This is a genomic window from Bacillus sp. UNCCL81 (assembly GCF_900112535.1).
GTDB lineage: Bacteria > Bacillota > Bacilli > Bacillales > Bacillaceae_G > Gottfriedia > Gottfriedia luciferensis_B.
The window spans coordinates 62,081-81,643 of sequence record NZ_FOMF01000015.1 but is presented as its reverse complement, the minus strand read 5'-3'; the positions used below and the strand labels follow the sequence as shown (position 1 = coordinate 81,643).

Below are 19,563 nucleotides of genomic sequence, written 5' to 3'. Positions count from 1 at the left end.
CTCAAGATGAGATTTCCCATAGCGTTAAGCTAGTAAGACCCCTGAGAGACGATCAGGTTGATAGGTCAGAGGTGGAAGCGTGGTGACACGTGGAGCTGACTGATACTAATCGGTCGAGGACTTAACTAACAAGTTTGATAATGACATTATCTAGTTTTGAGGGTACGAAGTACAACTCAAATACAAATCAGGTGATTATTGCGAAGAGGTCACACCCGTTCCCATACCGAACACGGCAGTTAAGCTCTTCAGCGTCGATGGTAGTTGGGGGTTTCCCCCTGTGAGAGTAGAACGTCGCCTGGTAATCAAAAACATCAGCTATTAGGCTGATGTTTTTTTGTGTTCAAATATGGAAATGTCAGTACTTATCATGACTTTACGTATCGAGAGAATAAATCTGAAGTCTAAAAGACAAACTTAAGAATCACCAACAAGTTCCGATAAAAATAAAAAGGTTACTTTACTTTTGCTAAAAATAAATAAAGTAAACAATAATATTAATGCTGGGCAAACACCCTTAAATATAAATCTACATAACCTAGATTGAATGGAGGGAAAAAGATGAGAGGAAAAATACTCAATTATTATGCAGGAGGTAATACTGCAAAAGGGTTTTATAATCTCTATGACTCAGCTTTAGAGGATTTAGATAAACTATTCATTCTAAAAGGTGGTCCAGGTACTGGGAAATCAACTTTAATGAAAACAATTGGAGAATTGATTGTAAATAAAGGAATCGATATTGAATTTTTACATTGTTCTTCAGATACCAATTCAGTTGATGGCTTAATTATCCCGAAATTTCAAATAGGTATAGTGGACGGAACAGCACCACATGTAATTGAACCAAAAGCTCCAGGCGTTATTGAGGAATATGTGAATTTAGGTGTTGCTTGGGATTCTAAGAAATTATCCGTACACAAGGAAGCAATACTATCTCTAAATGCTGAAATTTCTAAGAAGTTTCAAACAGCATATAACACATTTGCGGCTTCATTAAGGGCTCATGATGAGATTGAAGAAATTTATATTTCCAATATGGACTTTTTAGAAGCTAATAAACTGACTGACGAATTGATAGCGTTATTTTATGGTAATGACAATAATACTGAAAAAGACTCCAAAGTAAAACATAGATTTTTAGGTGCAGCAACTCCAAGTGGTGCGGTTGATTATATTCAAAATTTAACAGAAGAAATCGAAAAGCGATATTTTATTAAAGGTAGAGCTGGTTCTGGGAAATCAACAATGTTAAAGAAGATAGCAGCTGCAGGAGAAGAGAGAGGCTTTGATGTAGAGATATATCATTGTGGATTTGATCCAAACAGTCTTGACATGGTAATTATTCCAGAAAAAGGAATTGCGATCTTTGACAGTACAGCACCACATGTATATTTTCCCGATCGTGAAAATGACGAAATTATTGATATGTACGAAAGATGTATTACGCCAGGAACAGATGAGAAATACGCCACTGAAATAAAAAGAACAACTAATTCATATAAAGATAAAATGAAAGAAGCAATATCGTATTTGGCGGAAGCTAAAGTCCTTAGAGACGAATTAGAAGCGATTTATATAAGTGCTATGGACTTTTCAAAAGTTGAAAAAATACAGTCTGAATTGATAGAGGAAATTGAAAGTATGATTAATAATTAAGGTTTTATAATTTGGAAAAGGTGTAACCACATTGGTGCGCCTTTTTTATTTTGGAAGAGATTCATTATAAAACTATTAGTACTTTCTAATCATTTTTTACTGAGGTATTCGAGAAGATGGATTAAATAAATTGAATTTTCTTTATATTTTCACAAATCAAGTTTTAAATTAATCTATTTAATAAAAAAAATTCGACGCTTTATTATATTTTTCGTCTTATTATTTATCATTTTTACAACTAAGAATACCATTAAAAAATTTTTTTGTAATTATTTGTAGAAAAAAGGCACTTCATTTCATAAGAATTTCCCCCAATTTACTTCGTTATATGTTGAATGTACATTTAAATTGTATTTTATTTACTTACTTAATGGTAAGGGCTTAGGTTTAACCCAAACTAATCTCGTTCTATAGTTATTAAACTACTAACCTCTTAATCATAGTATTAAAGCAAATACATAATCGAATCAATACATTCGCAAAAAGGAGAGGAATAAATGAAATTCACTAAAATTATACCGTTTAAAGTAATGACTTCAGTGGCAATCTCATCTTTGATTTTCTCATCTTATACAGCACTTGCTGAAAATAATGATTCAACAACTCAAGAGATTGAGGATCAAGTACCTCAATTACTAGACCAAAGTTCTAATGGTAAAGGAGACTTATATAAAGATAACCAAAAGGAAGTTTCTGAGAAAACTTATAAACCTACAGATAAAGTTCGATTTATTGTAGAAATTGAACAACCATCAACTTCCGAAACTTCTACAGTAAACAAAAAATCTCTATTTAAAGAAAAGCAAGACAAAGTAATCGAAGAAATCACAAAAAATAATAAGGATAAATCAAATTCCCCTAAATTAAAACAACGCTTTTTTGAAGGGTTCAATGGATTTAGTGTGGAGACGGAATATCAAAATTTAAAAGAGATTAAATCGATTCCTGGTGTAATGAACGTAAGCGTGGCGAGAACATTCCATGAAACGATGGCTGCAAGTAAAGAGTTAGTACAAGCACAAAAAGTTTGGAATCAATATGGTTATCAAGGAGAAGGTTTACTTGTAGCAGTTGTAGACTCTGGTATCGATTATACTCATAAGGATATGACTTTGACTGAAAAGGGTAAACAAAAAGAGAAATTAACTCAAAGTGGAATTAAAGGTAAACTAGATGCTACATCTGTAAATGATGTTTGGTACACAGATAAAGTACCAACAGGCTATGATTGGGCTGATCATGATACAGATGTTATTCCTAGAGGCGATGGAAGTCCACACGGTACGCATGTAGCAGGTACGGTTGGTGCAAATGGTAACGATGCGACTGGCGGTGTTCAAGGAATCGCTCCTGGAACGCAATTATTGGCTGAGAAAGTATTCTCCGATACAGCAGGTGGTGCTTATGAGGATGACATTATCGCAGGTATAGAGCATGCAGTTACAATGGGTGCTGATGTAATCAATATGAGTTTAGGTGTTGATGCAGGTTTCGTGGGTGAGGATTTTGATCCGGTTCAAAAAGCAATTCGTTTAGCAACTGAACAAGGTACGCTTGTTGTAGTTGCAGCTGGTAACTCATCATATAGTACAAAGCATGGATTATTATATCCTTCAGCAATGCAGCCATATGCAGATAATCCGGATATTGGAACAGTAGGTGCACCCGGAGTAAGTCCATATGCTTTATCAGTTGCTTCTTATGAAAATACAAAAATGCATTTAAATACTCTAGGTGATGCTAATGGATTTAAACTACCTTTCCAAGACCAAACTATGTTTGCACCAAGTAAAAACTTTAAACTATCTAAAAACTTAACCCCAGGTCAAGAGTATGAAATGGTTTATGTAGGTGAAGGATCAAAGCTTACTGATTTTAGTACAAAAAATGTTGAAGGTAAAATTGTTGTAGCAAAAATGAATAATCAATATACATCATATTCGTTTGTTCAATTTAATGCCGCGAAATATAAAGCAAAGGCTGTTATTGTCGTTCCACCTACTAGTATGGGTGATTATCCATATATGAAATTTGCAGATACTTCTATACCAGCTGCAACAACTGGTAAAGCTGTAGGACAAGAATTAATCGATAAGTTATCTAATAATCAAGTTGTAAAAATGAAACTTGCCGGAGATACTTGGATTGATAACCCAATTAAAGATACGATGTCTTATTTTTCATCATATGGAGCTCCAAGTACATTAGATTTTAAACCAGAAATGTCTGCTCCAGGTGGTAATATTTATTCAACTGTACCTGGAAATGATTATGAAGTAATGAGCGGTACATCAATGGCAACTCCTCATGTTGCAGGTGGTTCTGCGTTAGTATTACAGTCACTTTATGAAAAAGGATTACAACATTCAGAGAATACAGCTTTAAAAGCAAAAATTGCTTTAATGAACACATCAAAAATTGTAATGGATCCAAAAACAAATGGAGAAGTTCCGTATTCGCCTCGCGTACAAGGCTCTGGTTTAATGCAAATACAAAATGCAATCAATACCCCAGTCGTTGTTACAAGTAGAAATACACCATTAGAGCAAGCTGGTGCAGTAGCTTTAAAAGAAATTGGACAAAACACAAGCTTTAAACTAAATGTAGATGCATTTGATGCTCCTAAAGGAAAAAATAATAGTGCTGATATCGAATACAATGTATACGTAGATTTGTTAAAAGATAAAACAGAAACGAAGCAATTTGACTTAGACAGTGATGGCACACTTGATTCTAAGGATTATTTAACTTTAACTAGTGAACGCATTGACGGTGCAGCGATTACAGTAAATGATAATAAAGTAACTTATAAAGATGGCTCGTTGCTTAAAATAAAGCCAGGTCAGTCAAAGATGCTGACAATTAATGTAAATCTACCAGAATCATTAGCGAAAAATAGTTTTGTTGAAGGATTCGTGCGATTAGTTCCGGTGGCAAAAGACGAAGATAAGGCTGTACCAATTTCAGTTCCTTACATGGGCTTTTATGGAAAATGGGATGAACCAAGAAATATTGATGCTCCTGCATGGGAAAAAGATGCATTTTTAGGATACACAGCTCTTTGGGATGGAACTTCAGAACGTTATCCTAAAGGATATAATTCTACAACGGGTACATTTGATCTTAGCAAAATTGCCATATCACCAAACTTCCATTTAAATGGAATTTATTCTTCATTTACAGCATTACGGAATTTAGCAAAAACAGAAATGTATATTGAAAATCAAAATGGTAAAGTGGTTAAATATTTAGGTGATTTTAGTGAATTTAACGGAACTCCATATAAATTCAGGAAAAATGTCATGTCGTTTGGAGATACAAGTTATAATGAACTTTATGCTTGGGACATGAAAGATGAGTCAGGAGAATTTGTTCCAGACGGGGATTATAAATATGTTATCCGAACAACTTTAGATTATCCAGGTGCAAAACCTCAAGAAGTGAAAATGCCAGTAAAAGTTGATTCAGTACTACCTAAAGTCACAGATATTAAAGTTACTCCTAAAGATGGTGGTAAGTATGAAATTTCCTGGAAGGGTACAGATGATGATAGTGGATATGCTGCATCAATGGTTTGGGTCAACGGTAACTACTATACACCAGGAGCAGCGCAATCAATGATAGTTAACGTTGAACCTAAGAGCATTGTTATTGGTGGAGCTGACAACGCATTTAATCACTCATACACAACTTGGGGCGATCAAAGTTCAAAATATATGAGTGAATGGATGGTTCTTTCAAACGGTAGCGTATATCCGACTAACAATATAAGTAAAAATAGAGTAGCATCAGTCGACTTCTTTGCTCAAAACAGAGTAGATTGGAAGTTCAATGTAAAAGATGCAAGTGGAAATATAGTAGATACTTTCGAATATAAAAATGAAAAAGAAATTCATACAAAGTGGATGCCAAAATCAGACTTACCAAACGGTACGTATTACATCTCTGCTGATGTCACAACAAAAGATGGATTCAAAGTAACTTCAACTCCGACTAAAGTAACAGTTCTTCAATAAAAGTCAATAATTGAAAAAGCTATCTTTCCCAATTATTATAGGGATAGATAGTTTTTTTGTTTTTCAATGATTCATTCGTTGTAAAAATCCGAATAAGAAATAAAAACATTATAGTTGCTATCAGTAATTTAATAAAAATAGACATCATAGAATGTAAAAAACCGAGCAAAACACGAACATTAAAATATTTTTTAAGAAAAACATTCATATTTTATTGAAAAAAGAGTTATAAATTGATACTATAGAGATAGGAAATTTAGCAAACCTCATATAAGTTTGGGAATATGGCCCAAAAGTTTCTACCTAGTAACCTTAAATTACTGGACTATGAGGGGAAGTTAATCACACGTGTACGTATTTAAGTATACGCCTAAGTAGATTATCTTTCCTCACCATAGAGGGATAAATCTATTTAGGCGTTTTTTGTTTAAAATTTATGATAAACATAAAAAAATAGCGAATAAACTTGGGGGATAAGCAGATGAAACCGGTGGTTGGTGTCATTATGGGGAGTACAAGTGATTGGGAAACAATGAAACATGCTTGTGATGTGTTAGAAGAGTTGAATATCAACTATGAGAAACGAGTTGTTTCGGCACATCGTACACCAGATTTAATGTTTGAGTATGCAGAATCAGCTAGAGAACGTGGTATTAAAGTAATTATTGCAGGTGCAGGCGGGGCTGCTCACTTACCAGGAATGGTAGCAGCAAAAACGACACTTCCAGTAATTGGTGTACCAGTACAATCAAAAGCTTTAAATGGATTAGATTCATTATTATCAATTGTACAAATGCCAGGTGGAGTACCTGTTGCGACTGTTGCAATTGGTAAAGCAGGTGCGACGAATGCAGGCTTACTTGCAGCTCAAGTATTAAGTATCCAAGATCAAGAAGTTTATTTAGCATTAGAAACTCGTCGTGAAAACACTACTAAACAAGTTCTAGAAAGCAGTGAGTCACTATGAATAGCAAAGTAATTCTACCAGGACAAACAATAGGAATCATCGGTGGAGGCCAACTTGGAAGAATGATGGCGCTTTCAGCGAAAGAGATGGGCTATAAAATAGCTGTTTTAGATCCTACTCCAAACTCGCCTTGTGGGCAAGTATCTGATATAGAGATTACGGCTGAGTATTCTAATATAGAAGCAATAAAACAGCTTGCGAAAGTAAGTGATGTTATAACATATGAATTTGAAAATATAGATGTAAACGCACTTGAGTATTTAGATGAACATTCTTATTTACCTCAAGGTAGTGAGTTATTAAAGCTAACAAGAAATAGATTAACTGAAAAAACAGCTATTCAAAATTTAGGCATTAAGGTTGCTCCATTTCGACTAGTAGAAAATGAAGAGCAATTTTCTGAAGCAGTTACGAAAATAGGTTTACCAGCTGTATTGAAAACGACAACAGGTGGTTATGACGGAAAAGGGCAAGTTGTTTTAAGATCTGAAGAAGACTTTGTTGAAGCGTTAGAACTTGTTAAAAAACAGCAATGTATTCTTGAGGGCTGGGTTCCTTTTGAAAAAGAATTGTCAATAATTGTCGCAAGAAATAGTAATGGAGAGGTAAGTACGTTTCCAATAGCAGAGAATGTTCATATAAATCAAATTTTGCATACTTCATCTGTACCGGCAAATACCTCAAAATTAGTAATAGAAACAGCAGAAAGCTATGCAAAAAAAGTAGCTAGCTCATTTCATCTTGTAGGTGTTTTAGCAATTGAGTTATTTGTAACAGAAGATGAGCAAGTTTATATTAATGAATTAGCTCCGCGTCCACATAATACAGGACACTATACAATGGAGGCAGTTGAAACTTCACAATTTAAGCAGCATATTCGAGCGGTTTGTAATTTACCATTAGGGAATACGGAATTACTAAAACCAGTTGTAATGGTGAATATATTAGGTGAACATGTTGAAGAAGTATTGAAAGTAATGCAAAATGATAGTACATTAAATGTCCATCTTTATGGTAAAGAAGAAAGCAAAAATGGCCGTAAAATGGGACATATTAATATAATGGCAGCATCAACAGAACTAGCGATGCAAAAAGTACAAGAGTTAGGGATTTGGGAACAAAACCCGGTGGAGGTAAAAATATGATTGAACGTTATTCACGCCCAGAAATGGCAGCAATTTGGACAGAAGAAAACAAATTTAAAGCTTGGTTAGAAGTTGAAATCTTAGCATGTGAAGCATGGGCTGAATTAGGAGATATTCCTAAAGAAGACGTAAAGGTGTTACGAGAAAAAGCTTCTTTCGATATAAACCGAATTTATGAAATTGAAAAAGAAACACGTCATGACGTAGTTGCATTTACACGTGCAGTTTCTGAAACATTAGGCGACGAACGTAAATGGGTACATTATGGCTTAACATCAACAGATGTAGTAGACACGGCACTTTCATACTTACTACGTCAGGCAAATGATATCTTATTAAAAGATTTAGAGAATTTCATTGGAATTCTTGAAACGAAAGCTAAAGAACATAAGTACACAGTAATGATGGGACGTACTCACGGTGTACATGCAGAACCAACTACTTTTGGTTTAAAACTTGCATTATGGACTGAAGAAATGAAACGTAACTTAGAGCGATTTAAGAATGCGATTGAAACAGTTCGAGTAGGTAAAATCTCAGGCGCTGTTGGAACTTACGCAAATATTCCTCCATTTGTTGAAGAATATGTTTGTGAAAAGTTAGGAATTCAAGCAGCTCCAATTTCAACTCAAACTTTACAACGTGATCGTCATGCTCACTACATGGCAACATTATCTTTAATTGCAACTTCAATTGAAAAGTTTGCAACTGAAGTACGTGGATTACAAAAAAGTGAAACACGTGAAGTTGAAGAATTCTTTGCAAAAGGTCAAAAAGGCTCTTCTGCAATGCCACATAAACGTAATCCAATTGGATCTGAAAACATGACAGGTTTAGCTCGTGTAATTAGAGGTCACATGGTAACGGCTTATGAAAATGTATCACTTTGGCATGAAAGAGATATCTCACATTCATCTGCAGAAAGAATCATCTTACCAGATGCAACAATTCTTTTAAATTACATGTTAAATCGATTTGGAAATATAGTTAAAAACCTTACAGTATTCCCTGAGAATATGAAACGTAACATGGATCGTACTTACGGATTAATTTATTCTCAACGTGTACTTCTTGCTTTAATTGAAAAAGGAATGTCACGTGAAGAGGCTTATGATACTGTTCAACCAAAAGCAATGGAAGCTTGGGAAACTCAAGTTCAGTTTAAAGAGCTTGTAGAAGCAGAAGAAAAAATTACTTCTTTATTATCTCAAGAAGAAATTAATGATTGCTTTGACTACAGCTACCACTTAAGTCAAGTCGATACAATTTTTGAACGCTTAGGATTAAATTAATAAATATTGTTTGGCTAAGATTAGAGAAAAAAATTCTTAGCCAAACAATTCAAATAACAGATAAAGCAGAAATCTATTGGGTGTTTAAATGAGGATATGGGAGGCATTGTTAGCATGGCAGAGCAAGTAATGTTATATGAGGGAAAAGCAAAAAGAATTTTCTCAACTGAGAATCCTGAAATTGTAAGAGTTGTGTACAAAGATTCAGCAACTGCATTTAACGGTGAAAAGAAAGCAGAAATTGCCGGTAAAGGTCGCTTGAATAATGCAATTACTAGTTTACTATTTTCAAAGTTAATGGAATCAGGTATTGCATCTCATTTCGTAGAAAAAACATCAGAACTTGAACAACTTGTAAAACGAGTAACAATTGTACCAATTGAAGTAGTTGTTAGAAATATCGTTGCTGGTAGCTTATCGAAACGCATGGGTTTAGATGAAGGTGTTAAGTTAGAAAAGCCAATCATTGAGTTTTATTACAAACGTGATGACTTAGGTGATCCAATTATTAATGAAGATCACATCGCTGCACTTAAACTAGCAACAACTGAAGATCTTGAAACAATTAAAGAGATTGCTCTCCGTGTTAATGATGTACTAGTAGAACAGTTTAATGCATGTAATGTTCGATTAGTTGATTTTAAATTAGAGTTTGGCAAATTAAATGATGGAACAATTTTGTTAGCAGATGAGATTTCACCAGATACTTGCCGATTATGGGATAAAGATACAAACGCAAAATTTGATAAAGATGTATTCCGTAGAGATTTAGGTAACTTAACAGATGGATACGAAGAAATTTTAAAACGCTTAGGGGGATTATCATGTTCAAAGTAAGAGTATTCGTTACATTAAGAGAAAGTGTTTTAGATCCACAAGGAAATGCAGTTAAAAATGCACTTCATAGCATGAATTTTAGCGAAGTTCAAGATGTTCGTATCGGTAAATATATGGAATTATTAATTGATAAAAATGTTGCAGATTTAGATACTACAGTAAAAGAAATGTGTGAAAAGTTATTAGCAAACATCGTAATTGAAGATTACCGTTATGAGGTAGAGGAGGTAGTCGCACAGTGAAGTTTGCAGTAATTGTGTTCCCGGGCTCAAATTGTGATGTTGATATGTATCATGCAATCAAAGATGAGTTAGGCGAAGAAGTAGAATACGTATGGCATGATTCAACGAATTTAGATGAATTTGATGGTATCTTATTACCAGGTGGCTTCTCATATGGAGATTACTTACGCTCTGGCGCAATTGCAGGTTTTGCAAACGTGATGGATGCCGTGAAGAAAGCTGCTGCTGAAGGTAAACCAGTATTTGGCGTTTGTAATGGATTCCAAATCCTAACTGAAGCAGGTCTACTACCAGGTACTCTTAGACGTAATGAGAAATTAAAATTTATGTGTAAACAAGTTGAGCTTGTTGTTGAAAACAATGAATCAATGTTTACAACTGGTTATGAAAAAGGTCAAGTAATTACTGTGCCAATCGCACATGGTGAAGGAAATTACTATTGCGATCAAGAAACATATGAATCACTTAAAAATAATAATCAGATAATTTTCCGTTATCAAAATAATCCGAACGGTAGTTTAGATGATATCGCAGGAATTGTTAATGAAAAAGGAAATGTATTAGGTATGATGCCACACCCTGAGCGTGCAGTTGATGCATTATTAGGTAGTGCAGACGGACTTCAACTATTTCGTTCGATTGTAAGAAACTGGAGGGAAAACCATGTCGTTACTTCTTGAGCCAAATCCAATTCAAATTGAAAATGATAGAATTTATGCCACTATGGGCTTAACTGATGAAGAGTTTCAATTAGTCAAATCAATTATTGGTCGCAATCCGAACTATACAGAGCTTGGATTATTCTCAGTAATGTGGTCTGAACATTGTAGTTATAAAAACTCAAAACCTTTATTACGTAAATTCCCAATAAGCGGTGAGCATGTTTTACAAGGACCAGGTGAAGGAGCAGGTATTGTTGATATTGGCGATGAGCAAGCTGTAGTATTTAAAATCGAAAGCCATAATCATCCTTCTGCAATTGAACCATACCAAGGTGCTGCAACTGGTGTAGGTGGAATTATTCGTGATGTATTTTCAATGGGAGCACGTCCTGTTGCACTTCTAAATTCTTTACGATTTGGTGAATTAGAAACTCCAAGAGTTAAGTATTTATTTGAAGAAGTAGTTGCAGGTATTGCTGGATATGGAAACTGTATTGGTATTCCAACAGTTGGTGGAGAAGTAAACTTCGATCCATGTTACGAAGGCAATCCTTTAGTAAATGCAATGTGTGTTGGATTGATCAATCATAAAGATATTAAAAAAGGTCAAGCGCACGGTGCTGGAAATACAGTAATGTACGTTGGTGCTTCTACTGGTCGTGACGGAATTCATGGTGCAACTTTTGCTTCTGAAGAGTTATCTGATGCATCTGATGAGAAACGCCCAGCGGTACAAGTAGGCGATCCATTTATGGAAAAGTTATTACTTGAAGCATGTTTAGAAGTTGTTCAAAATGATGCTCTTGTTGGTATTCAAGATATGGGCGCAGCTGGATTAACTTCTTCATCTGCTGAGATGGCTTCAAAAGCAGGAATGGGAATTGAGATGAATCTTGATTTAGTTCCTCAACGTGAAGCGGGTATGACAGCTTACGAAATGATGCTATCTGAATCTCAAGAACGTATGTTACTAGTTGTAGAAAAAGGTAGAGAGCAAGAAATCGTAGACTTATTTGAAAAGTATGATTTACATGCTGTTTCTGTAGGACGCGTTACAGATGATAAGATGCTTCGCTTACTTCATAAAGGTGAGGTTGTAGCTGAATTACCTGTAGATGCTCTTGCTGAAGAAGCTCCAGTATATCATAAGCCATCAACTGAACCTGCATATTATGGTGAGTTCCAAGCGATGGAAAACTATATTCCTGAAATTAGTGATTCAAAAGAAACGTTAAAACAATTACTTTCTCAACCTACAATCGCAAGTAAAGAGTGGGTTTACGGTCAGTATGATTATATGGTTCGTACAAATACAGTAGTTGCTCCAGGTTCAGATGCTGCAGTAATCAGAATTCGTGATACTAAAAAAGCTCTAGCAATGACAACTGACTGTAATGCACGCTACTTATATTTAGATCCTGAAGTTGGTGGGAAAATTGCAGTAGCAGAAGCAGCTCGTAATGTAGTTTGTTCAGGAGCTCGTCCACTTGCAATTACAGATTGCTTAAACTTCGGAAATCCTGAAAAACCTGAGATTTTCTGGCAGTTAGAAAAAGCAACAGATGGTATGAGTGAAGCTTGTAATGTATTAAGTACTCCTGTAATCGGTGGTAACGTATCATTATATAACGAAACAAATGGTGAAGCAGTTTACCCAACTCCTGTAGTTGGTATGGTAGGTCTAATTGAAGACGTCGAGCATATCACGACTCAAAACTTTAAAACTGCTGGCGATTTAATTTATGTAATCGGTGGAGCAGAAGCTGAATTCGGTGGAAGTGAGCTTCAAAAATTATTAAATGGCAAAATCTTTGGTAAAGCACCAAGTATTGATTTAGCTGTTGAATCTAGTCGCCAAGAGCAAATTCTTGCTGCTATTCAAGCAGGTGTAGTTGCTTCAGCACACGATATTTCTGAAGGTGGTTTAGCTGTAGCGATTGCAGAAAGCACATTTGGTCCGTCAGAAGTTGGTGCAACGATTACGATTGAAGGAAATGAAGTAGTTTCATTATTTAGTGAAACTCAATCACGTTTCTTACTTTCAGTTAAACCTGAACATAAAGAACAATTCGAAGCATTAGTAGATGCAAAGTTAATCGGTACAGTTACAGAAGAAACATCAGTAACAGTTCGTAATGAAAACAATGAAACAGTTCTTCATGCTTCGGTTGAGGAACTGAAACAAGCTTGGAAAGAGGCGATCCCATGCTTGCTGAAATAAAAGGACTAAACGAAGAGTGTGGAATATTTGGAATTTGGGGGCATACTGATGCTGCCCAAATCTCCTACTATGGTCTTCATAGTTTGCAACATAGAGGCCAAGAAGGAGCTGGAATTGTTGTAACGAATGGAAATGAACTTGAAGGTGCAAAGGGGCTTGGCTTAATAACAGAGGTTTTCAGTAAAGGTCAATTAAATGATTTACACGGAAAAGCTGCTATTGGTCATGTTCGTTATGCAACTGCAGGCGGAGGCGGTTATGAAAATGTTCAGCCTCTATTATTCCAATCGCATACTGGAAGCATTGCTCTTGCTCATAATGGTAATTTAGTAAATGCTTCAAGATTACGTAAAGACTTAGAGATGCAAGGTAGTATTTTTCAAACTACTTCTGATACTGAAGTTCTTGCTCATTTAATTAAACGTAATGGCTCTGCTCCATTAAAAGATAGCATTAAAGCATCTTTAAATATGATCAAAGGAGCTTTCGCTTACTTAGTTCTAACAAAAGATGCAATGTATGTTGCACTAGATCCAAATGGCTTTAGACCTTTGGCGTTAGCTAAACTAGGTGACGCTTATGTTGTAGCTTCAGAGACGTGTGCATTTGATGTAGTCGGAGCAAAATATATCCGTGATATTAATCCGGGAGAATTACTGATTATTTCAGACAATGGAGTGGAAACTGATCAGTTTACTTCATCTGTTAATCACACAATTTGTAGCATGGAATATATTTATTTCTCTCGTCCTGATAGTAATATTGATAATATCAATGTTCATGCCGCACGTAAAAATATGGGGCGTGTATTAGCTAATGAAGCTCCTGTTGAAGCAGACGTAGTAATCGGTGTTCCCGATTCAAGTATTTCTGCAGCAGTTGGTTACGCAGAAGAATCTGGTATTCCATATGAACTTGGATTGATTAAAAATCGCTACGTAGCTCGTACATTTATTCAACCTTCTCAAGAACTTAGAGAGCAAGGGGTTAAGATGAAACTTTCTCCAGTTCGTTCGATCGTTGAAGGGAAACGAGTAGTAATGGTAGATGATTCAATCGTTCGTGGAACGACAAGCCGCCGAATCGTACAAATGTTACGTGATGCAGGTGCAAGTGAAGTTCATGTTCGTATTGGCGCACCACCATTGAAAAATCCTTGCTATTACGGTATTGACACTTCAACAAGAGAAGAGTTAATTGCTGCAACTAATACAATAGAAGAAATTTGCGAAGAAATTGGTGCAGATTCATTAGAATTTATTAGTTTAGAAGGATTATTAAATGCAATTGGTCGAAATCATGAGGGACCAAATAGAGGGCAATGTACTGCTTGTTTTACAGGGAAGTATCCAACAGTAATCTATGATGAAAATGAGTTAGTACATTCTCATAATTAATAGTAAAAAACAGAGGCGGTGAGCAAAGTCGCCGCCTCTTCTCAATTGAATCTTTTCATAAGGAACTGAAAGGGGAAATCATCACATGGCGAATGCATATAAACAAGCTGGAGTAGATATCGAAGCTGGCTATGAAGCAGTGAACAGAATGAAGAAACACGTTCAAAAAACAATGCGTCAAGAAGTTCTTGGTGGATTAGGAGGATTTGGAGGAATGTTTGATCTTTCCAAATTCAACTATAAAGAACCAGTTCTTGTATCAGGGACAGATGGAGTAGGAACAAAATTAAAATTAGCTTTCCAAATGGACCGTCACGATACGATTGGCATTGATGCAGTCGCGATGTGTGTGAATGATATTGTGGTTCAAGGAGCGGAGCCTTTATTTTTCCTAGATTACTTAGCAGTGGGCAAGGCTGTACCTGAACGAATTGAGCAAATTGTAAAAGGTGTATCTGATGGCTGCGTCCAAGCAGGCTGCGCTTTAGTCGGAGGAGAAACTGCAGAAATGCCTGGTATGTATCCAGAAGATGAATATGACGTTGCTGGTTTTGCAGTAGGAATTGCTGACAAGTCGAAGCTTGTAACAGGTCAAAACATTAAAGAAGGAGATATCTTATTAGGAATCTCATCAAACGGGATCCATAGTAATGGATATTCTCTAGTTCGTAAGGTTTTATTAGAAAAAGGTGGCTTAACACTTGATCAACATATTGATAAATTAGGTCATACTTTAGGCGAAGAACTACTACGTCCAACTAAAATTTATGTAAAACCAATCTTAAATGTACTAAAAAAGTTTGAAGTAAAAGGTATGGCACATATTACTGGCGGTGGGTTTATTGAAAATATCCCAAGAATGCTTCCAGAAGGAATCGGTGCAGAAATAGATTACGGTTCATGGCCAATCCAACCAATCTTTGATTTATTAGAAGAGATTGGTGAATTGAAGCGCGAAGAAATGTTCAATATTTTTAATATGGGTATTGGTATGGTTCTTGCGGTTAGTGAAGAGAACTTCCATGACACTATTAAACTATTAGAAGAAGACGGAGAAAAAGTATTTATTATCGGACGAACAAAAGCTGGTGAAGGTGTAACCTTTGGCGGAGGTTCTCTGTAATGAAGAAGATTGCCGTATTTGCTTCAGGAAATGGCAGCAACTTTCAAGCCATTCTTGATGCAACTCTAAGCGGAGAAGTGAATGCTGAAGTGAAATTACTTGTTTGTGATCGTCCAAATGCATTTTGTATCGAGCGAGCAAAGCAAGCAAATATACCATCATTTATATTTTCAGCGAAAAACTATGAATCAAAAGAGCAATATGAAGGTGAAATTATTGCCCATCTAAAAGAGTTAAATGTCGAATTTATCGTATTAGCTGGCTATATGAGATTGATTGGTCCGACAATTTTAGACTCATTTCCTGGGAAAATAGTAAATATTCATCCTTCATTTCTACCATTATTTCCTGGAAAAGACGCAATTGGACAAGCTCTCCTAGCAGGTGTCGAATCGACTGGTGTAACGGTTCATTATGTCGATGAAGGAATGGATACTGGTCCAATTATTGCGCAAGAAGAAATTCTGATTGAAAAGGGAGATTCTAAGGAGTCTCTTGAGCAGAAGGTTCATAGTGTCGAGCATGTTTTATATGTGCAAACACTAAAAAAATTGTTTAGTTAATCAGATTAGATATAGAGCATGAAATCGATTAGATAGGGGAATGTATATCATGAAAAAACGAGCTTTAGTTAGCGTTTCAGATAAACAAGGGATTATTGAATTTGTAAGTGGGTTAATTAAACATGATTTTGAAGTTATTTCAACAGGTGGAACTTATAATTTATTAAAAGATGCTGGATTAAATGTAATTGGTATTTCAGAAGTAACTAACTTTCCAGAAATTATGGATGGACGTGTAAAAACATTACATCCTTCAATTCACGGAGGTTTACTAGGTGTTCGTTCAAATGAAGAACATATGCGTCAAATGAACGAGTTAGGTATTCAGCCAATTGATTTAGTTTGTGTAAATTTATATCCGTTTAAAGAAACGATCATGAAGCCTGATGTTACATTTGAAGATGCAATTGAAAATATCGATATCGGTGGCCCTACAATGCTTCGTTCAGCAGCTAAAAATCATGAATTTGTATCTGTAGTAGTTGACCCAACAGATTATGAAGTGATTTTAACTGAGTTAGCTGAAAATAATACAGTTTCTATTGATACGAATCGTCGATTAGCTGCTAAAGTTTTCCGTCATACTGCAGCTTATGATTCATTAATTTCTAATTATTTAACAGAGCAAGTAGGAGAAGAAAATCCTGAGAGCTATACTGTTACTTACGAATTAAAACAATCTTTACGTTATGGTGAAAATCCTCACCAAAAAGCGACATTCTATCGTGCTCCAATGCCAACAGTTTCGTCTATTGCTTATGCAGAGCAATTACATGGTAAAGAGCTTTCTTATAACAATATTAATGACGCTAATGAAGCATTAAATATTGTACGAGAATTCTCAAATCCAGCTGTTGTCGCTGTAAAACACATGAATCCTTGTGGAGTAGGCGAAGGCACTACAATTGAAGAAGCTTATGATCGTGCTTATACTGCAGATCCAGTTTCAATTTTTGGAGGAATTATTGCGACAAACCGTGAAGTTGACGCTGCAACTGCTAAGAAAATGCACGAATTATTCTTAGAAATTATTATCGCTCCTTCATTCAGTGAAGAAGCTTTAGAAATCTTAACTAGTAAAAAGAACTTACGTTTATTAACAGTAGACTTAGAGACTAAACCTACGTTTGCACCTAAATTAACGACAGTTCATGGTGGCTTATTACGTCAAGATATGGATACATTTGGATTAGATGATGCAACAATTACAGTTCCTACAAAACGTCAACCGACTGAAGAAGAGTGGGAGAATTTAAAATTAGGTTGGAAAGTTGTAAAACATGTTAAATCAAATGCAATTGTTTTAGCGAAGGATCATATGACAATCGGTGTTGGTGCAGGTCAAATGAACCGTGTTGGAGCTGCAAAAATCGCGATTGAACAAGCTGGCGAAAAATCAAATGGCGCGGCGTTAGCTTCCGATGCATTTTTCCCTATGAATGATACAGTAGAAGCAGCGGCTAAAGCTGGTATTACAGCAATTATTCAACCGGGCGGATCAATCAAGGATGAAGATTCAATTAAAAAAGCTGATGAATATGGAATTGCAATGGTCTTTACAGGGGTTCGTCACTTTAAACATTAAGAAATAAGGAGATGACAAGATGAAAGTATTAGTCATTGGTCGCGGAGGCCGTGAGCATACAATTGCTTGGAAGGTAAATCAATCGGAGAATGTAACAGACGTATTTGTTGCTCCAGGAAACGATGGAATGATTGATGTTGCAACACTTGTCAATATTGATGAAAGTGACCATGAAGCACTTATTGCATTTGCAAAAAAGGAAGAAATTGATTTAACAATCGTTGGTCCTGAAGTGCCTTTAATGAACGGAATTGTAAATGATTTTCGTGCTGCTAATTTAAAGATATTTGGTCCAACTAAAGAAGCGGCAATTATTGAAGGAAGTAAAAGCTTTACAAAGGATTTAATGAAAAAATACGCTATCCCGACTGCAGCATATGAAACATTTACTAATTTTGAAGAAGCAAAAGCATATGTTGAAAAAGTTGGTGCACCAATCGTTATTAAAGCTGACGGTTTAGCAGCTGGTAAAGGTGTAGTTGTAGCGATGACAATTGAAGAAGCAATCATAAGCCTTCATGACATGCTACTTGATGAAAAGTACGGCGATGCAAGTGCATCTGTAGTAATTGAAGAATATTTGGAGGGCGAAGAATTCTCGTTAATGTCGTTTGTTAACGGAAATAAGGTTTATCCTATGGTAATCGCTCAAGACCATAAACGTGCTTATGATGGAGACAAAGGACCTAATACGGGTGGTATGGGTGCTTATTCGCCAGTACCACAAATCTCAGAGTCAGTTGTTGAACAATCTTTAAAAGAAATAGTAGTACCAGTCGCAGAAGCAATGATTTCTGAAGGAAGGGATTTTACTGGAATACTTTATGCTGGTTTAATGTTAACAAGCCAAGGACCTAAAGTAATCGAGTTTAATGCAAGATTTGGAGATCCAGAGACAGAAGTTGTATTGCCTCGTTTAGAGAGTGAGTTAGCTGAAGTGTTATTAGGCATATTGAATGAAGAAGAAATCCATTTAGAATGGTCAGAGGAAGCTGTTGTTGGAGTTGTACTTGCTGCAAATGGATATCCTGAAGTTCCTGAAAAAGGCGCTGTAATATCTGGATTAAATAATGTAAGTAATGAAACAATGGTTTTCCACGCAGGTACAAAGCTTGAAAGTAATGAATATGTTACAAATGGTGGAAGAGTATTAATTATTGCACATAAAGGAAGCTCCATTAATGAAGCTTGCGAAAATGTATATAAGCAAATTGATACGATTCAATCAACAGGTTTATTCTATCGCCACGATATAGGGCATAAAGCAATTAAAGTAAATAATTAGCAAGAAAGGGTCGTCATTTATGATTAATGACGACCCTATTTCTTGTTAAAATAAGAACTAGTGTTCTATTTTTGTCTATACAATCTACTCCATTTTTGATAAACTACTTTTATGAAGGTTGAATATAATCTTCGAATGTATCTCCCTCGTCGTGTTTATCTGCCATAATCTTACATTTCTTACCTAGAGCAGTCATTGGGCAAAAACGTAATACTCCCTCTGCAACTTTCATGGCACCGATTATGATTAAAATGATGACAGAATTACTACATCTTCTGCGTGTGAGCTTTGCTGTGCCATAAGCTAAAATTGTTAAGCCAGCAGTTATACGTATAAGTGCATTTATAATGCTAATATTTGGTCTCAAAAGAAACTCCCCTTATAATAAGTATCAGTGACTACATCACTCTTTACCATTTTTCCCTTTAATTGTTTCAATATCATAGGAAACAATTAGCATTAATTACTTAAAATGGGGACGTAGGGTTACTTTTCCTTTTTAATAAGATACAATACATTTATATTTTTGATAAAAAGTACTTAATAAAAATAGATAAATTAATGTTAAA

At 35.5% G+C, this 19,563-nt stretch carries 15 protein-coding genes, 2 rRNA genes and 1 riboswitch; of the genes, 16 read left to right on the top strand and 1 reads right to left on the bottom strand.

The window, feature by feature from the left end; translation table 11 throughout:
* The 16 genes from BM319_RS22190 to purD form a co-directional block, all read left to right on the top strand.
* A 23S ribosomal RNA gene (locus tag BM319_RS22190) occupies positions 1 to 129 on the top strand; the annotation flags it as partial.
* A 58-nt stretch (positions 130 to 187) separates the two neighbouring features.
* Positions 188 to 303 (top strand): 5S ribosomal RNA (gene rrf, locus BM319_RS22185).
* 258 nt (positions 304 to 561) lie between these two features.
* Positions 562 to 1,659: a PRK06851 family protein gene (locus tag BM319_RS22180; RefSeq protein ID WP_091024728.1), complete on the top strand. Its 1,098-nt coding sequence runs from the start codon at positions 562 to 564 to the stop codon at positions 1,657 to 1,659.
* Between the two features lie 497 nt (positions 1,660 to 2,156).
* A complete protein-coding gene (locus BM319_RS22175; protein ID WP_091024726.1) occupies positions 2,157 to 5,675 on the top strand; it encodes a S8 family serine peptidase in 3,519 nt (1,172 codons plus the stop codon).
* Between the two features lie 246 nt (positions 5,676 to 5,921).
* Positions 5,922 to 6,023: riboswitch (purine riboswitch) on the top strand.
* Positions 6,024 to 6,156: 133 nt separating this feature from the next.
* Positions 6,157 to 6,642, top strand: a complete 486-nt coding sequence (gene purE / locus BM319_RS22170; protein ID WP_069032641.1) for a 5-(carboxyamino)imidazole ribonucleotide mutase — start codon at positions 6,157 to 6,159, stop codon at positions 6,640 to 6,642.
* On the top strand, positions 6,639 to 7,787 hold the full coding sequence (gene purK, locus BM319_RS22165) for a 5-(carboxyamino)imidazole ribonucleotide synthase (RefSeq protein WP_069032642.1): 1,149 nt from the start codon (positions 6,639 to 6,641) through the stop codon (positions 7,785 to 7,787). The genes purE and purK overlap by 4 nt, the downstream gene beginning before the upstream one ends.
* The gene (purB, locus tag BM319_RS22160) at positions 7,784 to 9,079 is read left to right on the top strand and encodes an adenylosuccinate lyase (RefSeq protein WP_069032643.1); all 1,296 of its coding nucleotides are present in this window, start codon (positions 7,784 to 7,786) and stop codon (positions 9,077 to 9,079) included. Before purK ends, purB begins: the two co-directional genes overlap by 4 nt.
* Positions 9,080 to 9,193: 114 nt before the next feature.
* Positions 9,194 to 9,916 (top strand): phosphoribosylaminoimidazolesuccinocarboxamide synthase, encoded by a 723-nt coding sequence (gene purC / locus BM319_RS22155; protein ID WP_069032644.1) that lies wholly within the window; start codon positions 9,194 to 9,196, stop codon positions 9,914 to 9,916.
* Positions 9,904 to 10,158: a phosphoribosylformylglycinamidine synthase subunit PurS gene (gene purS, locus BM319_RS22150; protein WP_069032645.1), complete on the top strand. Its 255-nt coding sequence runs from the start codon at positions 9,904 to 9,906 to the stop codon at positions 10,156 to 10,158. The genes purC and purS overlap by 13 nt, the downstream gene beginning before the upstream one ends.
* A complete protein-coding gene (purQ, locus tag BM319_RS22145; protein WP_069032646.1) occupies positions 10,155 to 10,838 on the top strand; it encodes a phosphoribosylformylglycinamidine synthase subunit PurQ in 684 nt (227 codons plus the stop codon). The genes purS and purQ overlap by 4 nt, the downstream gene beginning before the upstream one ends.
* Positions 10,822 to 13,041 carry a phosphoribosylformylglycinamidine synthase subunit PurL gene (purL, locus tag BM319_RS22140; protein WP_069032647.1) on the top strand — a complete coding sequence of 740 codons (2,220 nt, stop codon included), beginning with the start codon at positions 10,822 to 10,824 and terminating at the stop codon, positions 13,039 to 13,041. Before purQ ends, purL begins: the two co-directional genes overlap by 17 nt.
* The gene (gene purF / locus BM319_RS22135; RefSeq protein ID WP_069032648.1) at positions 13,026 to 14,438 is read left to right on the top strand and encodes an amidophosphoribosyltransferase; all 1,413 of its coding nucleotides are present in this window, start codon (positions 13,026 to 13,028) and stop codon (positions 14,436 to 14,438) included. Before purL ends, purF begins: the two co-directional genes overlap by 16 nt.
* Before the next feature lie 85 nt (positions 14,439 to 14,523).
* Positions 14,524 to 15,561: a phosphoribosylformylglycinamidine cyclo-ligase gene (gene purM / locus BM319_RS22130; protein WP_091024723.1), complete on the top strand. Its 1,038-nt coding sequence runs from the start codon at positions 14,524 to 14,526 to the stop codon at positions 15,559 to 15,561.
* Positions 15,561 to 16,124 (top strand): phosphoribosylglycinamide formyltransferase, encoded by a 564-nt coding sequence (gene purN / locus BM319_RS22125; protein WP_056474733.1) that lies wholly within the window; start codon positions 15,561 to 15,563, stop codon positions 16,122 to 16,124. Before purM ends, purN begins: the two co-directional genes overlap by 1 nt.
* Before the next feature lie 49 nt (positions 16,125 to 16,173).
* Positions 16,174 to 17,709: a bifunctional phosphoribosylaminoimidazolecarboxamide formyltransferase/IMP cyclohydrolase gene (purH, locus tag BM319_RS22120; RefSeq protein ID WP_091024721.1), complete on the top strand. Its 1,536-nt coding sequence runs from the start codon at positions 16,174 to 16,176 to the stop codon at positions 17,707 to 17,709.
* A 19-nt stretch (positions 17,710 to 17,728) separates the two neighbouring features.
* Entirely contained in the window at positions 17,729 to 18,994 is a 1,266-nt protein-coding gene (purD, locus tag BM319_RS22115; RefSeq protein ID WP_091024718.1) for a phosphoribosylamine--glycine ligase, read from the top strand.
* A 109-nt stretch (positions 18,995 to 19,103) separates the two neighbouring features.
* Here the strand turns inward: purD and BM319_RS22110 are convergent, their stop codons facing one another.
* Positions 19,104 to 19,361 (bottom strand): YgaP family membrane protein, encoded by a 258-nt coding sequence (locus BM319_RS22110; protein WP_069032652.1) that lies wholly within the window; start codon positions 19,359 to 19,361, stop codon positions 19,104 to 19,106.
* Positions 19,362 to 19,563: the final 202 nt, after the last annotated feature.